The organism is Psychromonas hadalis ATCC BAA-638, from assembly GCF_000420245.1.
Taxonomy (GTDB): domain Bacteria; phylum Pseudomonadota; class Gammaproteobacteria; order Enterobacterales; family Psychromonadaceae; genus Psychromonas; species Psychromonas hadalis.
This window is the reverse complement of record NZ_ATUO01000003.1, coordinates 21,236-42,816: the sequence shown is the minus strand read 5'-3', so window position 1 is coordinate 42,816 and position 21,581 is coordinate 21,236. Positions and strand designations below refer to the sequence as shown.

Here is a 21,581-nt window from a genome sequence, read left to right as displayed (position 1 = left end):
GCTTTCACCTATTATTTTCTAATTGTTCTGTAATCTGACCATGTTCCACGTGAAACACGCTATGTTGTTGCGTAAAGAGTTTATCGATATTATTAGGCTCAATAAGGGTGATAAACAGTTGCGCATTTGAATCTGTAATATGCTTTGCTAATATTTGTTGTTTGTTCTGATCAAGCTCAGAACTAAAATCATCTATTAGAAAAATACACTGTTTTTTGTCGATGCTATTTAAGAACAATCCTTGTGCAAGCTGTAGGGCATAAACAAATAGTTTTAGTTGGCCACGTGATAAAACATCGGCAACAGGGAAACCTTTTATCTTAAAACGAATATCGGCTTTTTGAGGCCCCGCTGTTGTATAACCCAGTTGATTGTCGCGCAAGAAGTTATCGTGTAGATACTCGGCCAATGATTTGTTGTTTTTATCCCAGCCACAAAAAAATTGGAACTGAAACTCAAACTCGGGTAAAAAATCATTTAGTGTACTTTTGATAAGTGGTGTTAACAATTCAAAATAACACTGCCGTTGCTCGCTAATTTTATCACTTAAAAGGCAAAGTTCATTATCCCACAGTTGCAAGTCATTGTACGTTTTACATTGCTTTAAAGCGGCATTACGCTGTTTTAACAAGCGTTTTATACGTGCCCAATTGTGGTAAAAGAGGGGATCATGATAAAACACTCCCCAATCAAGGAAAGCACGCCTATTTTTAGGGCTTCCAGTGAGTAATGCACTGCTTTCGGGGGTGATTAATCGCAGCGGTAAATAGTGGGTTAAATTGGCTAGTTTTGTAGAGATTGTACCATTTATTTTTAATATTGACTGTCCACTTTTACTTTTTTGTAGGCCGATGGGTGTGGTTAAGTTTTGCTGAATCACTTCGCTGAAAAGCGTGAACTCTTTGTGATCATGTTGCACAATACGACTGGTTAAATGACTGCGAAAAGAACGCCCTAATCCAAGAAAATAGATCGCTTCTAACAGTGAGGTTTTGCCACTGCCATTATCGCCAATGATGATATTTACTTTGTTATTAAAGGTTAAATTAGCGGCGTTGATATTACGAAATTGATGGATGTTCAGTTTTGCAAGTGACATCAACAGCTCCGTTTTATTATGGGGTCAAGGGTAACGTTAATATGCGTATTTTGGCATTTAACGAACTTGCGGTTGGTTATTAATACAAACTAAAGTAAAACTACAGCAGAACTGAAGTCCTGCTGTAGTGTAAACCACTTACAAACGCATTGGCATTAGTACGTAAAGTGAGTCATCACTATCAGTAGATTCAATCAATGTACTGTGATCGCTGCTACTAAAGGTGATTTTAACTTGATCACTTTTGAGGGTGTTTAATACGTCTAAAACATAACTGACGTTAAAGCCAATTTCCAATGGCTCAGATTGATAACTAACATCAATATACTCTTCTGCTTCTTCACGTTCAGGGTTATTGGCGGTGATTTGTAACAGGTTTTCAGAGAGTGTTAAACGTACACCACGGAACTTCTCGTTGGATAAAATAGCGGCACGGGTAAAAGCTTGCTTTAATAATTCACGACTTGCTAATAGCACTTTATCGCCGTTACGCGGAATAACGCGACGATAATCGGGAAAACGTCCATCAACCAGTTTTGTGGTGAAGATAAAGTTGCCAATAATCGCGCGCAAATTATTTTTACCTATCTGTAAGGTGACATTTTCTTGGTCATTATCAAGTAACTTAACCAGCTCTAACACCCCTTTTCGAGGCACGATAATTGATTGTGGCTCAATGGTCTGTGGCAAAGTAATTGCTGAAGAGGCTAATCGATGACCATCGGTTGCCACACTGCGTAGGCTGTTTTCACTGGCTTCAAAATACATGCCATTAAGGTAATAACGAACATCTTGGCTAGCCATTGCAAACTGAGTGTACTCAATTAACTTTTTGAACTCACTTTGCTGAACCGTCAATTCAAGCAGGCTATTCCATGACTCTATATTAGGAAAGTCGATAGCGGGCAGTGATGAAAGTAAGTAACGACTACGGCCAGAGCGTATGGTTACCCGTTCATTTTTAACTTCAAAGGTAATTTCACAAGGGGCAGATAAACCACGGCAAATATCCAGTAATTTGCGCGCAGGTACAGTGATAATGCCATCTGTTGCGGGCTGCTGCAGTTGAATTTGGGTAATTAATTCTACTTCTAAATCAGTCCCGGTCAGGCTTAACAAGCCCTCTTTCACTTCGATTAAGATGTTACCCATAATAGGTAACGCAGGACGACCACTTGCGACCGAGCTTACAACAAGTTGTAGCGGGCGCAAAAAAGTATCGCGTGAGATTGAAAATTTCATGACTTATTTAACCTTACATCGACAATGTGCGGATCAGAATTTTATAATCTTCTTGAATATCGTTATTTTCACTGCGCAGCTCTGCTATTTTACGACAAGCATGCATAACGGTAGTATGGTCACGTCCACCAAATGCTTCACCAATTTCAGGCAAACTATGTTGAGTTAACTCTTTGGCTAACGCCATCGCAATTTGGCGAGGACGTGCAACAGTACGAGTGCGGCGTTTGGATGACATATCGGAAATTTTAATGCGGTAATGTTCAGCAACTACTTTTTGGATATTATCAATGGTCGTTTGTTTGCTATGTACAGCAAGCATGTCACGCAGTGCGTCTTGCACTAATGAGATGGTAATATCTTGACCTGTGAATTGTGCTTTAGCAGAAATATTAGCAATTGCACCTTCTAAAACACGTACATCGGTAATGGTGAGGCGTTTTGCGATAAAGAAAGCGACGTCATCGGGTAGTGTTAAACCACGCTCTTCTGCTTTGGTGATCAAAATTGCAACACGTGTTTCCAGTTCGGGCGGATCAATTGGAATTGACAGCCCCCAACCAAAGCGTGTGCGTAGACGTTCTTCAATGCCCTCAATCTCTTTTGGAAAGCGATCACTGGTTAAGATAACTTGTTGGTGTCCATCTAACATCGAGTTAAAGGTTTGGAAAAGTACCTCTTGCGAGCGCTCTTTGCCGGCAAAGAAGTGGATATCATCAATTAATAGTGCATCGAGTGATGCGTAATACTCTTTAAATTGTTCAATGGTATTATTACGAATAGAGTTGATCATATCTTGCACAAAACGTTCTGAGCGAATATAAACCACTTTACTGTCAGGGTTGGCTGCCACAATCGCATTGCCTACCGCGTGTAAAAGATGGGTTTTACCGAGCCCAGGATGAGCATATAAAAATAGCGGGTTATAAACGCCTCCCGGATTTTCTGCTATCTGTTGGGTGGTGGCAATGGCAAAGTTATTGGATTTACCTTCAACAAAATTATCAAAGGTGTAACGTTTAATCAGGTTACTTTTATGTGCGACCGCAGAGGCTTTATTTACTGATTGCCAAGGTTGTGCCGCGGTTGGCTGTGGTGCAATCGGTTTACGACTGGGAGCGGGTGCTTCATCTGCATCGGGTCTGCCCACTAAAAGACGAATCTGAATGCTGTGGTTTGGATCTTCTAATTGTGCAAGTTGTTGTACTTTTCCTTCAATAATATCCATGAAATTATTACGCACCCAATCGCTAGTAAATTTATTGGGAGAATATAAAGACAGTATTGAATTTTTATAGCCTGCTTGCAATGGTCGCAACCATGTACTGAAGTCACTCTTTGACAGTTCATCTTTTAATTGTGCTAAGCACTCTTGCCAAATAACGAGGGACATGACTAACTCCAGTTGTGAATTTCGGGGCGGATAATTCTACCGAGAAGATCACGATCAATCCACTAGTTCATTCGATCTTTTTGCAAAAAAAGATCATTAAATAGATTGTAATCCGTACTGGCTTAAGAAAGTTTATGAATAAGGGTTAATGATAAGCATTAATTTTAAACAAAAACAGAAAGATCACCGATAGATCCTTGCATATTAATGCTGCTTCTATATAATCCTCCCACCCAAACTTTCGAGTCTGGCAAGCAATTAATATCTACCTTATTTAAGTGAATGCTTTTTAAGGGAATTATTTAATGTGCGTGAAAGAGAACTCTGTGATTGACTTTTAGTCGATCAAACCATAGAATTCGCTCTCTTTTTAATCGGCTAGCATTTTTACTTTGTTATTTATGTCACTTTTTAAGTTATCTAAATCGTAAAATTAAAATATTAGCTACTGTACAGTAACTAACATATATAAGTGGAAGAGCATGAAACGTACTTTTCAACCTAGCAACATTAAGCGTAAGCGTTCACACGGTTTCAGAACTCGTATGGCGACTAAAAACGGTCGTAACGTACTAGCTCGTCGTCGTGCTAAAGGCCGCGCAAGCTTAAGCGCATAATTTCCCAGACGTGGTAAATTATTCGTATTCTCGGGAGTTACGTTTGTTAACTCCTGAAGATTTTCAACCTGTTTTTAAGAATGCTGTCCCAGCAGTCTCACCGCACCTCACACTTCTTGCACGAAAAAATACCTTAGATCATCCTCGTATTGGCATGGCTATACCTAAAAAGCATATTAAACATGCAGTTGGGCGTAATCGTATCCGCCGTGTAGTAAGAGAGCAGTTCCGTCATCAACAACACCAACTTCCTAATATCGATATTGTCGTTATTGCCAAAGCGGGTATTGCTGATTTATCAAATCAAGAAATTAATAAGGTCTTGGATAAATTATGGCGAAAATTAGTGCAGCGTTGCAATGGCTAGCAATTAAGTTCATTCGTGGTTATCAGTTAATTATCAGTCCGATGATTGGGCCTCGTTGTCGTTTCACGCCAACCTGTTCTCATTATGCGATCGAGGCGATAAAATTACATGGAATTGTAAAAGGATGTTGGCTTGCAGCTAAACGTCTTATAAGATGCCAACCTTTAAGTGAAGGTGGTTACGATCCGGTACCTACTTGTTGTCATAAAAAGAGTCATAAAACAGATTCAATTAATAAAAGAGACTAAATAAACGTTATGGAATCCCAACGCAATTTATTGCTACTTGCCCTGCTGTTTGTAAGCTTTTTGCTTTATCAAGCATGGGTAGTAGAACAAAATCCTCAGCCTGTTGCGCAAGCACAAACGACTGAGCAAACAACGAAGAATACCTCTTCTGTACCTTCAAGTCGCAATTTCAGTGCTGATGTACCCACATCAACTGAGGCCGTTGCGGTTAACAATGAAGTGCCAACACAGTTAGCAACCAATGAATCTGTGATTTTAGAGAGTGATAAACTACGTATTGCTATCTCGCTGATTGGTGGTGATGTTATTACAGCTGATCTACTTGAACATGACGTTGAAATGGACTCTGAAACGCCTTTCCGTCTTTTAGACAGCGGTAATGGTTTTACTTATATTGCCCAGAGTGGTTTGATCGGCCAAGGCCCAGACGCAAATAAAAAAGGGCGTCCTTTTTATAGTGTAACGACTGATAAAACGGTGATCACAGAAGGTCAAAATCAAGTTTCTGCAGCCCTTCGTTTTGTCGATAGTCACGGTAATGTGTTTACTAAAACATTCACGCTGAAGCGTGGTGAGTATGTTGTTAATGTAAAATATACTATTGAAAATAACAGTGACAGTGCGTTAGACGTGCAGTTATATGGTCAACTTAAAGAGACCATCCAAGACACTGGTACTAATATGATGATGCCTGTCTACCGTGGTGGAGCATTCTCAACGTCAGAAACGCGTTACAAAAAATACAGTTTTGATGATATGCAAGATGATGCATTAAGCAAAAATACAGAAGGTGGCTGGGTAGCAATGCTACAGCATTACTTTGTTTCTGCGTGGATACCAGCAAGCGATCAAACCAACGAGTTATACAGTAATATTATTCATGGTAAAGATGCCGCTATTGGTTTTAAAGCGCCAGTACAAACAATTGATGCACACAGTATTGCTAATATTGAAGCGAACCTTTGGGTGGGTCCTAAGTTACAAAATGAGATGGGACAGCTAGCGGACAACCTTGATCTGACGGTGGATTACGGTTGGTTATGGTTTATTGCACAGCCATTATTTCAACTACTACTGTTTTTCCAAGGTATTGTTGGCAACTGGGGTTTAGCAATCATCTTAATTACTTTTACGGTGAAAGGTTCGTTATATCCATTGACTAAAGCACAGTATACTTCAATGGCGAAGATGCGTCTGTTACAGCCTAAGATTCAAGCACTGCGTGATCGTTTCGGTGATGACAAACAAAAAGTATCTAAAGCGATGATGGAGATGTACAAGAAAGAGAAAGTGAACCCACTCGGTGGTTGTTTCCCTATTCTTCTACAGATGCCTATCTTTATTGCTTTATACTGGTCATTAATGGAAGCGGTTGAACTACGTCATGCACCGTTTGTGTTATGGATTCAAGATCTGTCGGTACAAGACCCTTATTACATTCTGCCTATCTTGATGGGTGTGAGCATGTTCTTTATTCAGAAGATGTCTCCAACACAAGTGCAAGACCCAATGCAGCAGAAGATAATGAAGTTTATGCCTATTATCTTTACTTTCTTCTTCTTATGGTTCCCAGCCGGTCTGGTTCTATACTGGTTAGTCAGTAATATTGTTACCCTGATTCAACAAACTTATATCTATAAGCAGTTTGAAAAACAGGGTTTGACCGAGAAAAAAGGCTCAAGTGATAAAAAGAACTTGATTGAAAAGAAATAACTCTCTCTTCAAGCAGATAAAAAAGGCGACTTATTAGTCGCCTTTTTGCTTTTTACTATGTAACTACTCAAGTTGTCGCTATGTAAGGTTTGTTTAAATTTAAGCTTCAGTTATCTTGCGATAACCGTGTTTAAAAATACTCACAAATACATCGGGAATGTATTTGAACATCCGGAGGATGGCCCATTGGGCGGAGTACAGGATGTACGCAGTATTTAACGACTAAACTGCGCTTTTTCGCCTTGAATTAGGCGTACATGGCTTAGTCTTGAGCATTTACAGTTTCTTTTACACAAAACACCTTAACTGCATAGTATTGGTAGGCATTGCTTCAATATGCAAAATACGAGGTGAAGCTAACGTTATATAACGGGTGGTTTTTATTATGATTGAAGTCACAGATACAATTGTTGCACAGGCAACAGCAACAGGTCGTGGTGGTGTGGGTATTATTCGTGTTTCAGGGCCTGATGTTGAAGCGGTGGCGAAGATCATTTTAGGTAAAATACCTAAAGTGCGTTATGCCGAATACCTGCCTTTTAATGATCCACAAGGTGACGTATTAGACCAAGGTATTGCACTGCTGTTTAAAGCGCCTCACTCATTTACCGGTGAAGATGTTTTAGAATTACAAGGCCATGGTGGGCCGGTGGTGATGGATATGATCATTAAAGCCATTTTGACCATAAAAAATATCCGTAGCGCGAACCCGGGTGAGTTTTCTGAACGCGCATTCATGAACGATAAGCTCGATTTAGCACAAGCTGAGGCGATTGCTGATTTAATAGAAGCCACTTCAGAGCAAGCTGCTAAAAGCGCGTTGCACTCTTTACAAGGTGAATTTTCCAATAAAATTAATGCGTTGGTGGAAAGCCTGATTCATCTTCGCATCTATGTTGAAGCATCAATTGATTTCCCCGAAGAGGAGGTCGATTTTCTCAGTGATGGCAAGATAGCCGCGGATCTTTATCAAATTATAGAAAATCTTGATGCCGTAAAAGCACAAGCAAAGCAGGGTGCTATTTTACGAGATGGCATGAAAGTAGTGATTGCGGGTCGTCCTAATGCGGGTAAATCGAGTTTACTGAATCTTCTTGTTGGTAAAGAGAGTGCCATTGTCACCGATATTGCAGGTACTACCCGTGATGTCATGCGTGAACATATCCATATTGATGGTATGCCACTGCATATTATCGATACTGCAGGATTGCGTGAAGGTGCTGATGAAGTTGAAAAGATAGGCATTGAGCGCGCATGGGCAGAGATTCAAAGTGCTGATCGCGTTCTATTTATGCTTGATGCAACCACCACGGATTCAGAAGATCCTTATGAAATTTGGCCCGATTTTATTGATAAATTACCAGAATCAGTCGGGTTAACTGTGGTGCGTAATAAAGCAGATTTGACGGGCGAGTCATTAGCGGTAACAGAAGATCATTTGCATCCTGTGTATCGTATCTCTGCCAAAACAGGGCTTGGTTTACAGCCACTAAAGGATCATCTTAAAGAGATCATGGGTTATCAAGGTGCTACAGGCGGTGGTTTTATGGCACGTCGTCGCCATTTAGAAGCAATTGATAATGCACAGAGACATCTGCTCGAAGGTAAAGTGCAACTGGAAGAGTATAAAGCGGGTGAATTATTAGCTGAAGAGTTACGTTTAACACAGCAATATCTCAGTGAAATTACTGGTGAATTTAGTTCGGATGATCTGCTTGGGCGTATTTTTTCCAGTTTTTGTATTGGTAAATAAGCAAAAAGTGCCATTAAATAGGCATAAAAAACTGTTTTTTTCATTTTTTAACAAATTATCTTGATATTGATAACTGTTCTCATTACTATCGTTTGCAAAATTGCCTTCAGATCATTTTTTGACAGAATTCGCAAGGTTGTCACAAATTTGTCATAGAAAAGGTCTAAGCTCTTTTTTGTCAACGGCTTACAAGTCGCTAAACATAATTTGAACCAAAATTAACTATAATAACCTTTAAATAAAACATGGAATAATCATGAAAAAAACTCTATTAGCAACAGCAATTTTATCTGGCCTAATCTCTGCAACAGCAGGCGCAGCAACAGTATATGACCAAGATGGCACAACAATGAAAATTGGCGGTCGTGCTGAAGTTCGTGGTCTATTCAGCGATGAGTTTGAAGGCACAATGAAAGATAAAAGCCGTGCACGTATTAACTTCGCTGGCCAAACACAAATCTCTGAAAACCTAACGGGTTTTGGTTTCATGGAATATGAAATTAAACCTGACTCTGAAATTACAACCCGTTACCTATTTGCCGGTTTTGGCACACAAATTGGTGATTTCTCTTACGGTAAACAAGATACAGCTAACGTGCAAGTTTCAGATATGACCGATATCGCGTCTTACCACTCTGGTCAGCAACAGTACATCGCTTCTACTTCTGATAAGCAAGCGAATACCTTCCTTTACTCAGGCACCTTTGCTGATGCATTAACTGTTCAAGTTGATTACCAAGCGATAGAAGATAAAGACATGGACGCCTTTGCAATTTCTGCACTTTACGCGTTTGACTTTGGTCTTGACTTAGCGACTTCTTACGCAGATCAAGATGAAGAAAATCAAGCAACACTAGCGGCTGCATACACATGGAATGACCTATATGTTTCAGCATCTTACGCAGTTGGTGAAGCTTCTGATGGGGATTACTTTAATGGTGCTCTTGCTGACTTCACTTCGTTCGAAGCTGCTGTGCAGTACAAATTGACTAAAGAGCTTCGTTTAATCGCTATCGTTGGCTTGGCTGAAAATGAATTAAATAGCGTGACTATTGATTCTCAAGATTTCTTCGCATTTGAAGCGCAATACCGTTTCAACAAATCTATCCGTACAATCGCTTCATACAAAGTTAATAACTTAGATAATAAAGATAATGAATTATTAGTTGGCTTACGTTACAACTTCTAATCATATTGTTGAATAAAGTGATAATAAAGATCCCAACTTAGGTTGGGATTTTTTTACTGCAATTTGTATAAGACGGTTTTTTCATGAGTTATAGAAAGATCTTTTTTGAATAAAAATAAGTTGTAAGAGATTGACCATTTTTAACTTGGGATATAGTGGTAATAAAGTATTTATATCTGCCCTATTTTATTTTAATTTAACATAAGTTACTGATTATTATATCTTTTGTTGTTTTTGATGTTTCGGTGATCTACTTTGGTGGTTTTTATACACTTAATTTGTTTACTTGCATCGTATTATACCTTTCGTAAACACGAAGTGACTTACAGGATGTAAGTTTCAGCGGATTACATTGTCAGGATGACAACGTGGACATTCTCAGGATGAGAAGTGATAAAACAGGATGTTTTATCGTTATGGAAAACAAAGGAACAAACTACAGGATGTAGTTAAGGAACACCTTTCAGGATGAAGGGATATAATAACTAGGATGGTTATTATTAGTCAGGATGACAAGTGAAGGACACCTCCTAAGGAAAGGGAGATGATTGATAAACAGGATGTTTATCTTATATGGATATAATATGGAAGTGCCCAATGGATTGGGAAGTGGACGCCTAGATGGGCATAGTCAAAAGGATGCAGAGCAGGGAGCACCAACTATCAAGGATTGGATAGAGTGACTAATTAAGGGCAGCTTCGGCTGCCCTTTTCATTGCCTGCAATAAACTTCTTTTAATATGAATTAAAGCTTCAGTTGGGTGTAAGACGATGACTAAAGCACGTACTTTTTAGATGTGTGTACAAGGGTCAGTGTTCACTTGCCTTTTCATTCCCTCCTTGTTTCCTGTACAGTCTTTACTGTCTTTCTGTTTGGAGTCGTTTTATGACTAATACACTTTTAAATATCAGTGTTTCACTTGAGCAATTAACGCGACAACTTGATGCTATGCATCTGGCACAACTGAGTGCTTTTGCTTTTTCCATTCCACAGCTCTATTTTTGCCGAGAATATCTACAGCTAGATGAACAAACCATCAGCAAGAAGTGTTTACAACGCTTACAAAGTGGCTTGAACAGTGAAACATTTACAGTGGAAAAGTTAACGGCTTTATTAGCGGATAAAGAATATTTCAGTGCGGCAGAGGCACGCTCACGTTTAGCGCCAGAGCCTGATTTTGAATCGTTAATGGATTAAAAAATTTGCATGATTTCATAACCGATAAGATTACCGCCAATATTGACACTCACCTCTTGACCGACGTCTGCTTGATTGATCGCTTGTCCTAATGGAGAGCTTAGTGTGATAACAACAATGCTTTTACCTTCAAAAAACACTTTCAAACCACCGGCTACAGGTCCCAAAAACAGCCATTTTTCATTATCTTTTTCATCTAACAAAAGTACTAACGCACCGAGGCTGACCTTTTCGCACGCGGTATTATTCAGCTTTTTGAAAGCCTGAAGATCACTCGCACACTGCTCAACACGAACAGATTGCCCTTGGGCTAAATAGCTGGCTTCTAAGGCCAAGGTATCATATTTATTTTCTGCAATATTTTCGTTATCGGTAGCAGTATCATGTGCCCGTTGTGCCGCATTAATCGCGTTTTGAAATACCGCATTTAATGCAATTAAGAATTGTTCTAATAACCGTTGTTTATTCATAGTTTACCTAAGTTATTTGTCATCATTTTTAGCGAATCACAATCTTTCTTGCTATTAACTCTATTCCTGTTTGATAACGTTTAGCGCATGCGTTTAAGCCCAGTGCCAGTGCGCTATCGGCAATAAGTTCAAATTGCTGCGGAAGTGAGTTAATTTTAATGGGTAAAAAGTCTAATAAACGATTATCACCAAAGGTACCCAGTTTTAGGGTAGACATTAATGTAGGTTGCTCAATCAGCACATCTAAAATACCTTCAAGCAGCATATAAGAGGTGGTGATAATGGCATCTGGCATATTATCTTCTTTGATCCATTGTTCAAAAATAGCTTTACCTGATGCATTGTTAAAATGGTCGCCATACCCTGTGATGCTTGATAAACCCTGCTCTTTTACTTGTGCTTCAAATCCTGCGTGGCGTTGACGAGAGATGTTTAATTCTGGCAATGCGCCAATGAGGCCAATCGATTTAATCCCCTTTTTAATGACTGACTGCGTTAACTGGTAAGCTGCATTAAAATCTTCACTGATAATACAACCAAAATGCTCATCATCTAACGCACGGTCAATGGCAATGATAGGCGTACCTTGCTCCTGTAAGTTTAGATAATACTCGCTGCCATCTGGCAGTGCACTGGCGACAAAGAGGGCATCAATACGTCGACTGATCAAGGCTTGTGCTACATTTTTTTCTGTTTCAGGATCATCGTCAGAGCAACCTATTAAGATTTGATAACCCGCTTTGCGAGAGTTGAACTCCAGTAGTTTCGCTAATTTGGCATAACTGCTATTTTCAAGATCTGGAATGATTAAACCAAACGATCGACTGCTTCCTGCACGTAATGCAGTAGCTGCGTGATCGGGGCGAAAGTTGTGTTCATTAACAACTGCCATCACCCTTAATTGGGTCTTTTCACTGATACGATATTTTTTTGCTTTACCATTAATGACATAACTTGCAGTGGTTTTGGAAACGCCCGCAAGTTTGGCTATTTTATCTAATGTCATGAAAGATTCCTTGAATTGCGTGACTCAGATCATACAAATTTAGTTTTGATCTTTTTATGGCTTGAATTATACGCTGAATCGATTCAGTATGGAAGCTGAAAGGATTCAGCAATGTTTTTGCTCTCTTAAATGAGGTGCTTATTTTTACGCTTTAAGGCGATTTAGAAACAAGAAAACATTTGTTGAATTTTTTTAACTATTTTGCTGAATCGATTTAGCAAAATAGTTAATCACTGAACTTATAATGAGCGAGAGGCGAAAAGCGATGCTGAAATTGACCGATAATGATATTACCCTGCAACAAGTGGCAAGCGATAAAATAGTCGCTATTAAGGCAATTGCCAAGCAACTAATAGACAGTGGTTTGGTGGCAGATAAGTACCTTGAGGGGATGTTAAATCGAGAGTCACAAAACTCGACATTTCTAGGTAATGGCATCGCGATTCCTCATGGGACAACTGAGACCCGTGATTTAGTTAATAAAACGGGTGTTGTTGTTCATCATTTTCCTCATGGGGTAAATTGGGGGGATGGCAATGTGGTTTATGTGGCAATTGGCATTGCCGCTAAATCGGATCAGCATCTTGGTATTTTAAAGTCACTCACCAAGGTACTTTCTGCTGATGGCGTCGAAGAAAAATTCAAAAAAGCGAAAAACAAAGCTGACATACTCGCGCTACTTAATGGCGACGTACAGTTTGAACTCGACTTTAATCGTTCATTAATCCAATTAAATTTTCCAGCAACAGAGATGATTCAGATGAGCGCTGTGGCGGGCGGTTTATTAAAAAATAATGGTAGTGTTAACGCGCAATTTGTTGCTGAGTTGGTCACCAAAACGCCTAGCTATTTAGGCAATGGTTTATGGCTATTAAGCAGTGATAAAGGGGCTAAACGTACGGCTATTTCTATGCTGACAACGGAAAAGGATTGTCAGTTTAATGGCTTACCTGTGAAAGGTTTGATTGCTATCAGTGCTTGTAATGCACTACACCAACCGTTTTTAACGCGGCTCACAGAGATAATCTTTCAGCAACAACAGCAGAAATTGTTATCAGCAACAGCGGATCAATTAATGGAGATGTTCTCACCCTCGGCGCAGCAAGCTAACGTAGATAAGAAAGCAGATAATACTGCACTGTTTAAAATCCACAATACTCACGGTTTACACGCTCGCCCTAGTGCGATGTTAGTGGCCGCGGTGAAAAAATATCAAGCAACGATCACGGTCTTAAATATTGATGGTGATAAAAAACCGGTGAATGCCAAAAGCTTAATGAAAGTGATTGGACTGGGTGTCAAACATGGTCACTCATTGCAATTTACGGCTGACGGTGTGGATGCAAAAGAGGCGCTTGTTGGTATTGGTGAAGCGATTGCTTCTGGTCTGAGTGAGGGCTAGTTGATGACAAATTTAATAAAAAGCAACGTTGTGACTATCACCTTGAACCCTGCCTTAGATCTAACAGGAAATCTGCACACATTGAGTGCAGGCTCAGTGAACTTAGTGGATAAAGGCTCGCTTCATGCTGCGGGTAAAGGCGTTAATGTCGCTAAAGTATTATCTGATTTAGGTCTGCAAGTGACAGTAACGGGATTTTTAGGGCGTGATAATCAAACCCTGTTTTGTCAATTATTTAAAGAGATGAATGCAAAAGATGCCTTTATTCGCGTTGATGGTGCGACACGTATTAACGTTAAGTTAGTCGAAAAAAATGGCCAAGTGAGTGATATTAATTTTCCTAGCATTGAGATATCTGCACAAGCTATTGAGGAGTTTGAACATTCTCTGTTTAAACTCGCTAAAACACATGATTTCTTTGTCCTTGCTGGCAGTTTACCAACGGGTATTTCGCCTGCGTTATGCGCAAGTTGGATTAAAAAATTACAAAAAATGGGCAAAAAAGTTATTTTTGATAGTAGCCGTGCGGCATTAGCTGCAGGGTTAGAGGCGCAACCTTGGTTAATTAAACCCAATGATGAAGAGCTATCTGAATTTGCTGGTCGCGCTTTGAAAACACCTGAAGCGTGCCAACAAGTGGCGCAACAGCTTGTTGCTAAAGGCATTAAAAATGTCGTAGTTTCATTGGGCGAAAAAGGGGTGATGTGGTTAAGTGAAAACGAGAAAAATCAATCATCATGGCTTTACGCTCAACCCCCTAAAATGCACATTGTCAGCACCGTTGGTGCGGGTGATACGTTAGTGGCTGGCCTGTGTTGGGGGCATGTGAATCAATGGCCTCCTAAGCAAATACTTTCTTTTGCTACTGCACTTTCTGCTTTAGCGGTTGCGCAGGTGGGGGTCGGCGTAGCCGGTATTGAAGATGTAAAAGCGTTACAGAAACAAGTCACCCTACATAACCCGATTTCAACAACACTTTAACGATACCTTTGCCAAAATGGAAACCAACCCATTTTGGCCACTTTTTTGCCTGTAAGTATTTGATTTATATTGGTGTAAAATGCCATTTTAAGCTTAAATCAAAATGGGCGAAGGTATTGCTTAATAAGACGTTTATTAATAGTTTAAGGATAAAATATGAAAAATATAGCCATCGTTACCGCATGCCCAAGTGGCGTAGCAAACAGCATCATTGCGGCTGGTTTATTAGCGCAAGCGAGTGATAAATTAAACTGGAAAGCCTCTATTGAATGCCAATCAACGGTATTGCCTGTTGAGTTGTTAACAGCAGCGGTTATTGATAAAGCAGATGCGATTATCATTGCATCAAATACGCAGGTGGATACCACTCGTTTTATTGGTAAAAAAGTATATCAAGGTACAATTTCTGAATGCACATCCAATGCACAAGCTTGGTTAGAAGAAGCGGTGAGTGCCGCGACTGAGCTTGTTGCGGGTAAGGCCATCACGGTGAAAAAAGAGAGTGCAACCGATGTTAATCAAGTTAAAAAAATTGTTGCGATAACCGCCTGCCCAACAGGTGTTGCCCATACTTTTATGGCAGCTGAAGCATTAGAAGTAGAAGCTAAACGCCAAGGACACATCATTAAAGTTGAAACACGTGGCTCGGTAGGTGCAAAGAATCAGTTAACTGCACAAGATATATTAGAAGCCGATTTGGTGATTATCGCGGCGGATATTGACGTGCCAATGGGGCAGTTTAATGGTAAACGTCTTTATAAAACCAGTACCAGTTTAGCGCTTAAGAAAACTGAGCAGGAGATGAATAAAGCATTTGCCAATGCACCGATTTTCCAAGCTTCAGGAGATGCAAATACGGCGCAAACAGAAGAGACAAAGGGGATGTATAAACATCTTATGACCGGTGTTTCACATATGTTGCCTGTGGTGATTGCAGGTGGTTTGTTGATTGCACTGTCTTTTGTCTTTGGGATTGAAGCATTTAAAGAGGAGGGGACAATGGCCGCAACCTTGATGGATATAGGTGGTGGTGCTGCATTTGCGCTGATGATTCCTGTGCTTGCTGGTTTTATCGCTTTTTCGATTGCAGATCGTCCAGGTTTAGCCCCCGGTTTGATTGGTGGTATGTTAGCGAGTTCAATGGGTGCAGGTTTCTTAGGCGGGATTGTCGCGGGTTTCATTGCCGGTTATGCAGCAAAATTTATTGCCGATAAGCTCTCACTTCCACAATCAATGGAAGCACTTAAACCTATCTTAATTATTCCGTTTGTGGCGAGTTTATTTACCGGCTTAGTGATGGTTTACATCGTTGGAGGCCCTGTTTCTGCGATTATGTCTGGATTGACTGATTTCTTAAATAGCATGGGTTCAACCAATGCGGTGTTATTAGGTGTTATTCTTGGTTGTATGATGTGTTTCGATTTAGGCGGCCCTGTCAACAAAGCGGCTTACACATTTGGTGTGGGTCTATTAGCGTCGCAAACCTATGGTCCAATGGCTGCAATTATGGCGGCAGGTATGGTGCCTGCGCTAGGAATGGGATTAGCGACCTTTTTGGTTAAAAATAAATTTGAAGCTGCCGAGCGTGAAGCGGGTAAAGCATCGTTTGTATTGGGTTTATGTTTTATCAGTGAAGGTGCAATTCCATTCGCAGCAAAAGATCCGATGCGCGTCATTCCTAGCTGTATGGCGGGTGGAGCATTGACAGGTGGTTTGTCTATGTTCTTTGGTGCAGAATTATTAGCACCACATGGTGGTCTGTTTGTGCTACTCATTCCTAATGCAATCTCACCTGTCTTTATGTATTTAGTGGCAATTGCAGCAGGTACAGCAGTAACGGGTTTCACCTATGCTTTCTTGAAAAACAAAGCAGAAAAGAGATCGTTTGTCGCAGTATAAGAGATCTTGAGGGGCGCTGGCCAGCAATGAAAGCGCCTCTTTTTTGATGTTATAAACCAATACTCTCTAAGATCTCTAAAAATACCGCTTCCCGATTTTTGCTGGTTAGGTGTGGGTATAAACGGCATAAGCGGATCGTTTGTGAAAACTTCGCTTTTCCTAACACACTCAAAACACGGGTAAAAAGCTGTTCATCTAAAAAGAAGGTTTTTATGGCGTGGGTCACCGCATCATCTAAGCAGATATAACTCACCCCATCAAATTCAAAAAGCTCGTTATCTTGCTCTTCAATTAGTTGATCATTATTAATCACCACTGACCAACCTTTATAATTGATACGTGCCTGCATCATCTCAAACATTGGCCATGCACTGCGTTTAAACCCCTCAAAAGCACTGCCCTCTAATTCAGATTCTGCTAACTCTTGCTTTGTCCAATTTGAGCCGATGCTTAATACCTTTTGATGCTTCTTGATCAAGGCTTGTTTAATGGCATCACGGTAAGCGTAAATGGAGACAAAAGCACCACGCTGGACAATACCTGCACACTCTTTACAGCTGGGTAGACAGATCGGTTCATGGTTAACAATATTGGCTTCATAAGCCTTTTTAGGAAAGTTAATCTTTTTATCGTTCGGCTCACCACAAAACCAGCAGCTATTACGGAAATTAAAGGGAATTTCAATTAAAGGATTTTTGATTACAGGATCATGGCTCATAGTATTTCGTCAGGTTGTTTTGAGAGGACTCACTGTATCAGAGTCGGTTGCTCAAGCAGACTTATAATTCGTATGATAAAGTTTATATTTAAAGATATCTCAAATAATATCAATTATCATTTGCATTTGGTTTTATGCTTTGTTATTATTCTTTTTGTTGATTTGGTGTCTTGCACAACATCACTTGAACTGCTTTGGTTAGCTAGAAACCTCCCTAAATCCTTCGGGTAGGTTTCTAGCCCAAACCCTATCCCAATCAGTACGTGTATTGTAATTTTTAAACATCAATAGCGCAAAAAATATAACCGCAAAACCACTGTGTTACACAGAGAACATGAAGAAAAATTAATTTATCTTTCTTTGTGCCTTCGTGGTTAATTTTTTAGAGCTTCTTGAAAAAATCTATTATTTGCTTCCTTCTACTCTATTTATTATTCTCTCTTTTTATTTTTCATTGAGAAACACTATGATTGCATTGATTGGTAATATTATTTGGCTGCTATTTGGAGGCATCTTTATGGGACTCGCATGGTGGTTGATGGGCTTGTTGGCATTGTGCACTATTGTTGGTATTCCGTGGGCAAAGGCCTGTTTTATTATTGGTAACTTCTCATTTATGCCTTTTGGTAAAGAGCCGATAGAGAGAAAGTATTTAACAGGGAGTGATGATATTGGTACCGGTGAGTGGGGGTTAGTCGGTAATGTTATTTGGTGTATTGTTGCAGGAATATGGTTAGCATTAGGCCATCTTATTTCTGCAGTGGCCTGTGCGATAACGATTATTGGTATTCCGTTTGCGATTCAGCACCTGAAACTGGCGATTATCTCGTTTGCCCCAATTGGGCAAACGATTGTTTCTAAAGAGATTGCAGAAGCAGCAAGGGTTGCGAATAGTCGCCGGCTTTAGTCTGCTGCTTGTACCTGATTTCGACCATTCGTTTTGGCTTTGTATAGGGCGTTATCAGCACGCTCTAAAAATGAGGTGGTTGATTCGTCCTTATGTAGCTGTGCAATACCAAAACTTGCGGTGATAGTAATACCATCTAACAGCGGTTTGTCGGCAAGCAACTTACATAATTTTTCTGCTAAAGTGACCGCTTTATCTTGCTGCGTGTCCATACATAAAATAATAAACTCTTCGCCTCCCCAGCGGGCAAGTTTATCTTGTTGGCGAATATTTTCGCTAATGGAGCGACCAAACTGAATTAAAAGCTGATCACCCACATTGTGGCCATGTTGGTCGTTAATTTTTTTAAAAAAATCGATATCCACAAAGATCAAACTAAATGGGATATTGTGATCCTGTGCTTTTTCTTCACCCTCAATAAGGTATTTACTTAACCCGACACGATTCCTTAATCCCGTTAATGCATCTCGTTTTGCCAGTTTTTCTAACTGTACTTTTTCAAGTTTTAAGGCATGCATCACCTCGCTCAGTTTTCGTTGTTGGTTTTTAGAATAATTAAGTCGATAGTGGAATGATTTAAGCTGTAATAGTAATACGATAATGGCACTAAAAAACCACATCGCAATCACAGCAAAAAGAATATTTTCTTTACTGATTAGGTTGTAACGAAAATAAAGCTCTTTTACGATAATGGTCATCTCTCCCTCATCAACTAATCCGCCAGAAGCAATGGTTAGCAGTGGCACATTACTGATTTCAACACCACGTAGTTCTAGTGGAATATCACGTGCTTGCAACCACCATGAAACAACATTAAAATCTTTGATAGGAATGTATTTACCGTTGGGATACTCGTTAGGGGTGTACTGAACTTCATTGATTTTAAGTGAGTTACCGTCGCTATTAAGATTGGTATAAGCGGGATTGAAATTACGCATATAAAAGCGGATTTGATCGTTATTTTTACCCTGTGTGCTGATATTAATAAACACTTCGGTATAAGAAGAAAGGTCTACACCCTGTGCGTAATCAAAGGCACCTTGGTCTGCTCGCTCCGCTAAGTGAATTTTTAACTCGCAGTAGGGCCATTGATATTCCAAACTAATACTGCAGTTAAGCACGATACCTTCATCGGTATAGCTAATCTCAGCCGTTGTTTCACCCCCTTGTGAGAGGTCGGTATTAAACCCCATTTGGGTCTGTCTTGTTAGATCAATGGTATAGGTTTTATAGATCCCTTTGTCATAAGCGAATAAAGCCAATAATGTTGTAGTAATTAGCAACAGTAGAGAGATTGTTCTCAAGCTGAAATTCATGAAATGACCTTTTAACCAACTTATTTAATCTAAATGGGGGGTAGGATAAAATGGCAAGCGGGCAAATTCAATCGGTTCATTTGATAAACATGCGTTAGATAGATTTTATATTTTTTAAATGAGTATTGGTACCTATTATTGAGTGCTCAAGACGATGAATCATCGCCTTGAGCACTCGGAAAATTTTATTCTACGGTCACGCTTTTTGCTAGATTCCTTGGCTGATCAACATCGGTGCCTTTAATGAGGGCGACGTGATAACTCAGTAGTTGCAGTGGAATGGTGTAAACAATAGGAGCGATGATGGGATCGCAATGTGGCACCTCTAATACCTGCATCGTATCATCACTTTTAAAGCCTGAATTCTTGTCGGCAAATACAATCATCAAACCACCACGTGCGCGTACTTCTTCAACATTAGACTTAAGCTTCTCTAACAATTCATTGTCAGGTGCAACTACAATCACTGGCATATCAGCATCAACTAAGGCAAGTGGACCGTGTTTTAGCTCGCCTGCAGCATAAGCTTCGGCATGAATATAGGAGATCTCTTTTAGTTTTAATGCCCCCTCCATGGCAATCGGGTATTGCTCTCCTCGACCTAAAAATAGGCTGTGATGTTTATCTGCAAAACCCTCGGCAAGCTGCTTTATCTGTTGTTCCATGGCTAATACCTGCTCTATTTTTGCCGGTAAGCTTTGTAGGGCTTCAACTATTTGTTTTTCGCGATCTGCGCTTAATTGATGTTGGCGACCGAGTGTTGCCACGAGCATTAATAGTGCTGCTAACTGTACGGTAAAGGCTTTGCTGGAAGCAACACCCACTTCACGGCCTGCTTTCATCATATAAGCGATATCAGATTCACGCACTAATGAGGATTCAGGGCTGTTACAGATAGTCAATGTGGTTTGATAGTCAAGTTGCTTTGCAAGCCTTAATGCCGCTAACGTATCGGCTGTCTCGCCCGATTGTGAGAGGGTGATTAACAGGCTGTTTTTTGGCGTGACTGATTTTCGATAACGAAACTCTGAGGCTATCTCAACGTTGCAGCTAATACCCGCTAACGACTCAAACCAGTAACGTGCCACTAATGCTGCATGATAGCTGGTACCACAAGCAATAATTTGGATATGCTCAATCCCCTGAAGTTTCTCGTTAGGGAAGCAATCGGGTGCAATTTTATGCTGCTGTATACGACCTGCAAGTGTGCGTTGCAGTGCTAATGGTTGCTCAAAAATTTCTTTGAGCATGTAATGTTTATACTGGCCTTTATCATTACTTTCATTGCTTGTTTGTGATTCTACAATGTCACGTTTGACTGGATCACCTTGAGCATCGAAAATTTTGACAGAGAAACGACTAATTTGGGCAATATCTCCCTCTTCTAAAAAAGAAAAGCGACGCGTGACCGCTAAAAGTGCAAGTGGATCAGATGCGACAAAGTGTTCGCCTAAACCATAACCAATCACTAATGGGCTACCAGAGCGCGCCACGATCATCTGCTCAGGATCGTTTTTATCAATGATCACTGTGCCATAAGCACCTTGCAGCTGTTTAATGGTTTTTTGCACGGCTTCGAGCAGTGTTTCTGTTGTTTGTAAGTGAAAGTGCGTTAAGTGAGTGATCACTTCCGTGTCGGTTTCAGAGCTGAACGTATAACCCTGTTCAATTAACTGCTGACGTAATTGTTGATGATTTTCGATAATACCGTTATGTACTACCGCAATCTGTTGATGCGAAATGTGCGGGTGTGCATTCGTTTCGTTGGCGATGCCATGTGTTGCCCAGCGCGTATGCGCTATTCCCGTTCCACCAAATACAGGAGATTCAATGACCGCTTGTTGTAGCTTTTCCACTTTGCCCACGCGACGTAAACAGTGTAACTGTTTGTCTGCTGAGATAATGGCGAGTCCTGCTGAATCGTAACCTCTATATTCAAGTTGCTTTAATCCTGCAATTAAAATAGCGGCTACATCTCTTTGCGCAACCGCGCCCACAATTCCACACATAATTTTCTTCCTAATACGATTACAAACAAAGGTAAACATGCAATGCTCATGTCT

General features: G+C 40.2%; 19 protein-coding genes. 11 read left to right on the top strand and 8 right to left on the bottom strand.

All coding sequences use genetic code 11. The annotated features are described in order from the left end of the window. Positions 1–4: 4 nt before the first annotated feature. From recF to dnaA, 3 genes are all read right to left on the bottom strand, one after another. Positions 5–1,099 carry a DNA replication/repair protein RecF gene (recF, locus tag G322_RS0100880; RefSeq protein ID WP_022939922.1) on the bottom strand — a complete coding sequence of 365 codons (1,095 nt, stop codon included), beginning with the start codon at positions 1,097–1,099 and terminating at the stop codon, positions 5–7. A 138-nt stretch (positions 1,100–1,237) separates the two neighbouring features. After that, positions 1,238–2,341 carry a DNA polymerase III subunit beta gene (dnaN, locus tag G322_RS0100875; protein WP_022939921.1) on the bottom strand — a complete coding sequence of 368 codons (1,104 nt, stop codon included), beginning with the start codon at positions 2,339–2,341 and terminating at the stop codon, positions 1,238–1,240. Positions 2,342–2,354: 13 nt separating this feature from the next. Further along, positions 2,355–3,734, bottom strand: a complete 1,380-nt coding sequence (gene dnaA, locus G322_RS0100870; protein WP_022939920.1) for a chromosomal replication initiator protein DnaA — start codon at positions 3,732–3,734, stop codon at positions 2,355–2,357. Positions 3,735–4,216: 482 nt separating this feature from the next. On the opposite strand from dnaA, the gene rpmH reads away from it, so the two are divergent. From rpmH to G322_RS0100830, 7 genes are all read left to right on the top strand, one after another. Continuing rightward, a complete protein-coding gene (gene rpmH, locus G322_RS0100865) occupies positions 4,217–4,351 on the top strand; it encodes a 50S ribosomal protein L34 (protein WP_015466401.1) in 135 nt (44 codons plus the stop codon). A 10-nt stretch (positions 4,352–4,361) separates the two neighbouring features. Then, positions 4,362–4,718, top strand: coding sequence for a ribonuclease P protein component (rnpA, locus tag G322_RS0100860; RefSeq protein ID WP_022939919.1), 357 nt, complete (start codon positions 4,362–4,364; stop codon positions 4,716–4,718). After that, complete coding sequence (gene yidD / locus G322_RS0100855; protein WP_022939918.1) at positions 4,685–4,966, top strand: membrane protein insertion efficiency factor YidD; 282 nt, start codon at positions 4,685–4,687, stop codon at positions 4,964–4,966. Before rnpA ends, yidD begins: the two co-directional genes overlap by 34 nt. Positions 4,967–4,975: 9 nt before the next feature. Continuing rightward, a complete protein-coding gene (gene yidC / locus G322_RS0100850) occupies positions 4,976–6,679 on the top strand; it encodes a membrane protein insertase YidC (protein ID WP_022939917.1) in 1,704 nt (567 codons plus the stop codon). Between the two features lie 385 nt (positions 6,680–7,064). Further along, positions 7,065–8,432, top strand: a complete 1,368-nt coding sequence (mnmE, locus tag G322_RS0100845) for a tRNA uridine-5-carboxymethylaminomethyl(34) synthesis GTPase MnmE (protein WP_022939916.1) — start codon at positions 7,065–7,067, stop codon at positions 8,430–8,432. Between the two features lie 256 nt (positions 8,433–8,688). Then, the gene (locus G322_RS0100840; protein WP_022939915.1) at positions 8,689–9,621 is read left to right on the top strand and encodes a porin; all 933 of its coding nucleotides are present in this window, start codon (positions 8,689–8,691) and stop codon (positions 9,619–9,621) included. Positions 9,622–10,507: 886 nt separating this feature from the next. Then, positions 10,508–10,819, top strand: a complete 312-nt coding sequence (locus tag G322_RS0100830; RefSeq protein WP_022939913.1) for a hypothetical protein — start codon at positions 10,508–10,510, stop codon at positions 10,817–10,819. Here the strand turns inward: G322_RS0100830 and G322_RS0100825 are convergent. Beyond that, positions 10,816–11,289 carry a GreA/GreB family elongation factor gene (locus G322_RS0100825; RefSeq protein WP_022939912.1) on the bottom strand — a complete coding sequence of 158 codons (474 nt, stop codon included), beginning with the start codon at positions 11,287–11,289 and terminating at the stop codon, positions 10,816–10,818. The two genes, G322_RS0100830 and G322_RS0100825, sit on opposite strands and share 4 nt — an antisense overlap. 28 nt (positions 11,290–11,317) lie before the next feature. After that, the gene (gene cra / locus G322_RS0100820; protein ID WP_022939911.1) at positions 11,318–12,295 is read right to left on the bottom strand and encodes a catabolite repressor/activator; all 978 of its coding nucleotides are present in this window, start codon (positions 12,293–12,295) and stop codon (positions 11,318–11,320) included. Positions 12,296–12,560: 265 nt separating this feature from the next. Here cra and fruB point away from each other — a divergent pair, with 265 nt between their 5' ends. From fruB to fruA, 3 genes are all read left to right on the top strand, one after another. After that, positions 12,561–13,697 carry a fused PTS fructose transporter subunit IIA/HPr protein gene (gene fruB / locus G322_RS0100815; RefSeq protein WP_022939910.1) on the top strand — a complete coding sequence of 379 codons (1,137 nt, stop codon included), beginning with the start codon at positions 12,561–12,563 and terminating at the stop codon, positions 13,695–13,697. 3 nt (positions 13,698–13,700) lie between these two features. Next, the gene (gene pfkB, locus G322_RS0100810) at positions 13,701–14,678 is read left to right on the top strand and encodes a 1-phosphofructokinase (protein WP_022939909.1); all 978 of its coding nucleotides are present in this window, start codon (positions 13,701–13,703) and stop codon (positions 14,676–14,678) included. Positions 14,679–14,834: 156 nt separating this feature from the next. Continuing rightward, positions 14,835–16,577: a PTS fructose transporter subunit IIBC gene (gene fruA, locus G322_RS0100805; protein ID WP_022939908.1), complete on the top strand. Its 1,743-nt coding sequence runs from the start codon at positions 14,835–14,837 to the stop codon at positions 16,575–16,577. 49 nt (positions 16,578–16,626) lie between these two features. Here fruA and G322_RS0100800 read toward each other — a convergent pair whose 3' ends face one another. Then, positions 16,627–17,295 carry a hypothetical protein gene (locus G322_RS0100800; protein WP_022939907.1) on the bottom strand — a complete coding sequence of 223 codons (669 nt, stop codon included), beginning with the start codon at positions 17,293–17,295 and terminating at the stop codon, positions 16,627–16,629. Positions 17,296–17,761: 466 nt separating this feature from the next. On the opposite strand from G322_RS0100800, the gene G322_RS0100795 reads away from it, so the two are divergent. Continuing rightward, positions 17,762–18,202: a YccF domain-containing protein gene (locus G322_RS0100795; RefSeq protein WP_022939906.1), complete on the top strand. Its 441-nt coding sequence runs from the start codon at positions 17,762–17,764 to the stop codon at positions 18,200–18,202. Here the strand turns inward: G322_RS0100795 and G322_RS0100790 are convergent. Then, positions 18,199–19,518 carry a GGDEF domain-containing protein gene (locus G322_RS0100790; RefSeq protein WP_022939905.1) on the bottom strand — a complete coding sequence of 440 codons (1,320 nt, stop codon included), beginning with the start codon at positions 19,516–19,518 and terminating at the stop codon, positions 18,199–18,201. The two genes, G322_RS0100795 and G322_RS0100790, sit on opposite strands and share 4 nt — an antisense overlap. Before the next feature lie 185 nt (positions 19,519–19,703). Then, entirely contained in the window at positions 19,704–21,527 is a 1,824-nt protein-coding gene (glmS, locus tag G322_RS0100785; RefSeq protein WP_022939904.1) for a glutamine--fructose-6-phosphate transaminase (isomerizing), read from the bottom strand. Between the last annotated feature and the right edge of the window lie 54 nt (positions 21,528–21,581).

Coding starts and splice junctions, on each gene's coding strand:
- recF (WP_022939922.1), bottom strand. CDS start 1,099: ATGTCACTTGCAAAACTGAACATCCATCAATTTCGTAATATCAACGCC.
- dnaN (WP_022939921.1), bottom strand. CDS start 2,341: ATGAAATTTTCAATCTCACGCGATACTTTTTTGCGCCCGCTACAACTT.
- dnaA (WP_022939920.1), bottom strand. CDS start 3,734: ATGTCCCTCGTTATTTGGCAAGAGTGCTTAGCACAATTAAAAGATGAA.
- rpmH (WP_015466401.1), top strand. CDS start 4,217: ATGAAACGTACTTTTCAACCTAGCAACATTAAGCGTAAGCGTTCACAC.
- yidD (WP_022939918.1), top strand. CDS start 4,685: ATGGCGAAAATTAGTGCAGCGTTGCAATGGCTAGCAATTAAGTTCATT.
- yidC (WP_022939917.1), top strand. CDS start 4,976: ATGGAATCCCAACGCAATTTATTGCTACTTGCCCTGCTGTTTGTAAGC.
- mnmE (WP_022939916.1), top strand. CDS start 7,065: ATGATTGAAGTCACAGATACAATTGTTGCACAGGCAACAGCAACAGGT.
- G322_RS0100840 (WP_022939915.1), top strand. CDS start 8,689: ATGAAAAAAACTCTATTAGCAACAGCAATTTTATCTGGCCTAATCTCT.
- G322_RS0100830 (WP_022939913.1), top strand. CDS start 10,508: ATGACTAATACACTTTTAAATATCAGTGTTTCACTTGAGCAATTAACG.
- G322_RS0100825 (WP_022939912.1), bottom strand. CDS start 11,289: ATGAATAAACAACGGTTATTAGAACAATTCTTAATTGCATTAAATGCG.
- cra (WP_022939911.1), bottom strand. CDS start 12,295: ATGACATTAGATAAAATAGCCAAACTTGCGGGCGTTTCCAAAACCACT.
- fruB (WP_022939910.1), top strand. CDS start 12,561: ATGCTGAAATTGACCGATAATGATATTACCCTGCAACAAGTGGCAAGC.
- pfkB (WP_022939909.1), top strand. CDS start 13,701: ATGACAAATTTAATAAAAAGCAACGTTGTGACTATCACCTTGAACCCT.
- fruA (WP_022939908.1), top strand. CDS start 14,835: ATGAAAAATATAGCCATCGTTACCGCATGCCCAAGTGGCGTAGCAAAC.
- G322_RS0100800 (WP_022939907.1), bottom strand. CDS start 17,295: ATGAGCCATGATCCTGTAATCAAAAATCCTTTAATTGAAATTCCCTTT.
- G322_RS0100795 (WP_022939906.1), top strand. CDS start 17,762: ATGATTGCATTGATTGGTAATATTATTTGGCTGCTATTTGGAGGCATC.
- G322_RS0100790 (WP_022939905.1), bottom strand. CDS start 19,518: ATGAATTTCAGCTTGAGAACAATCTCTCTACTGTTGCTAATTACTACA.
- glmS (WP_022939904.1), bottom strand. CDS start 21,527: ATGTGTGGAATTGTGGGCGCGGTTGCGCAAAGAGATGTAGCCGCTATT.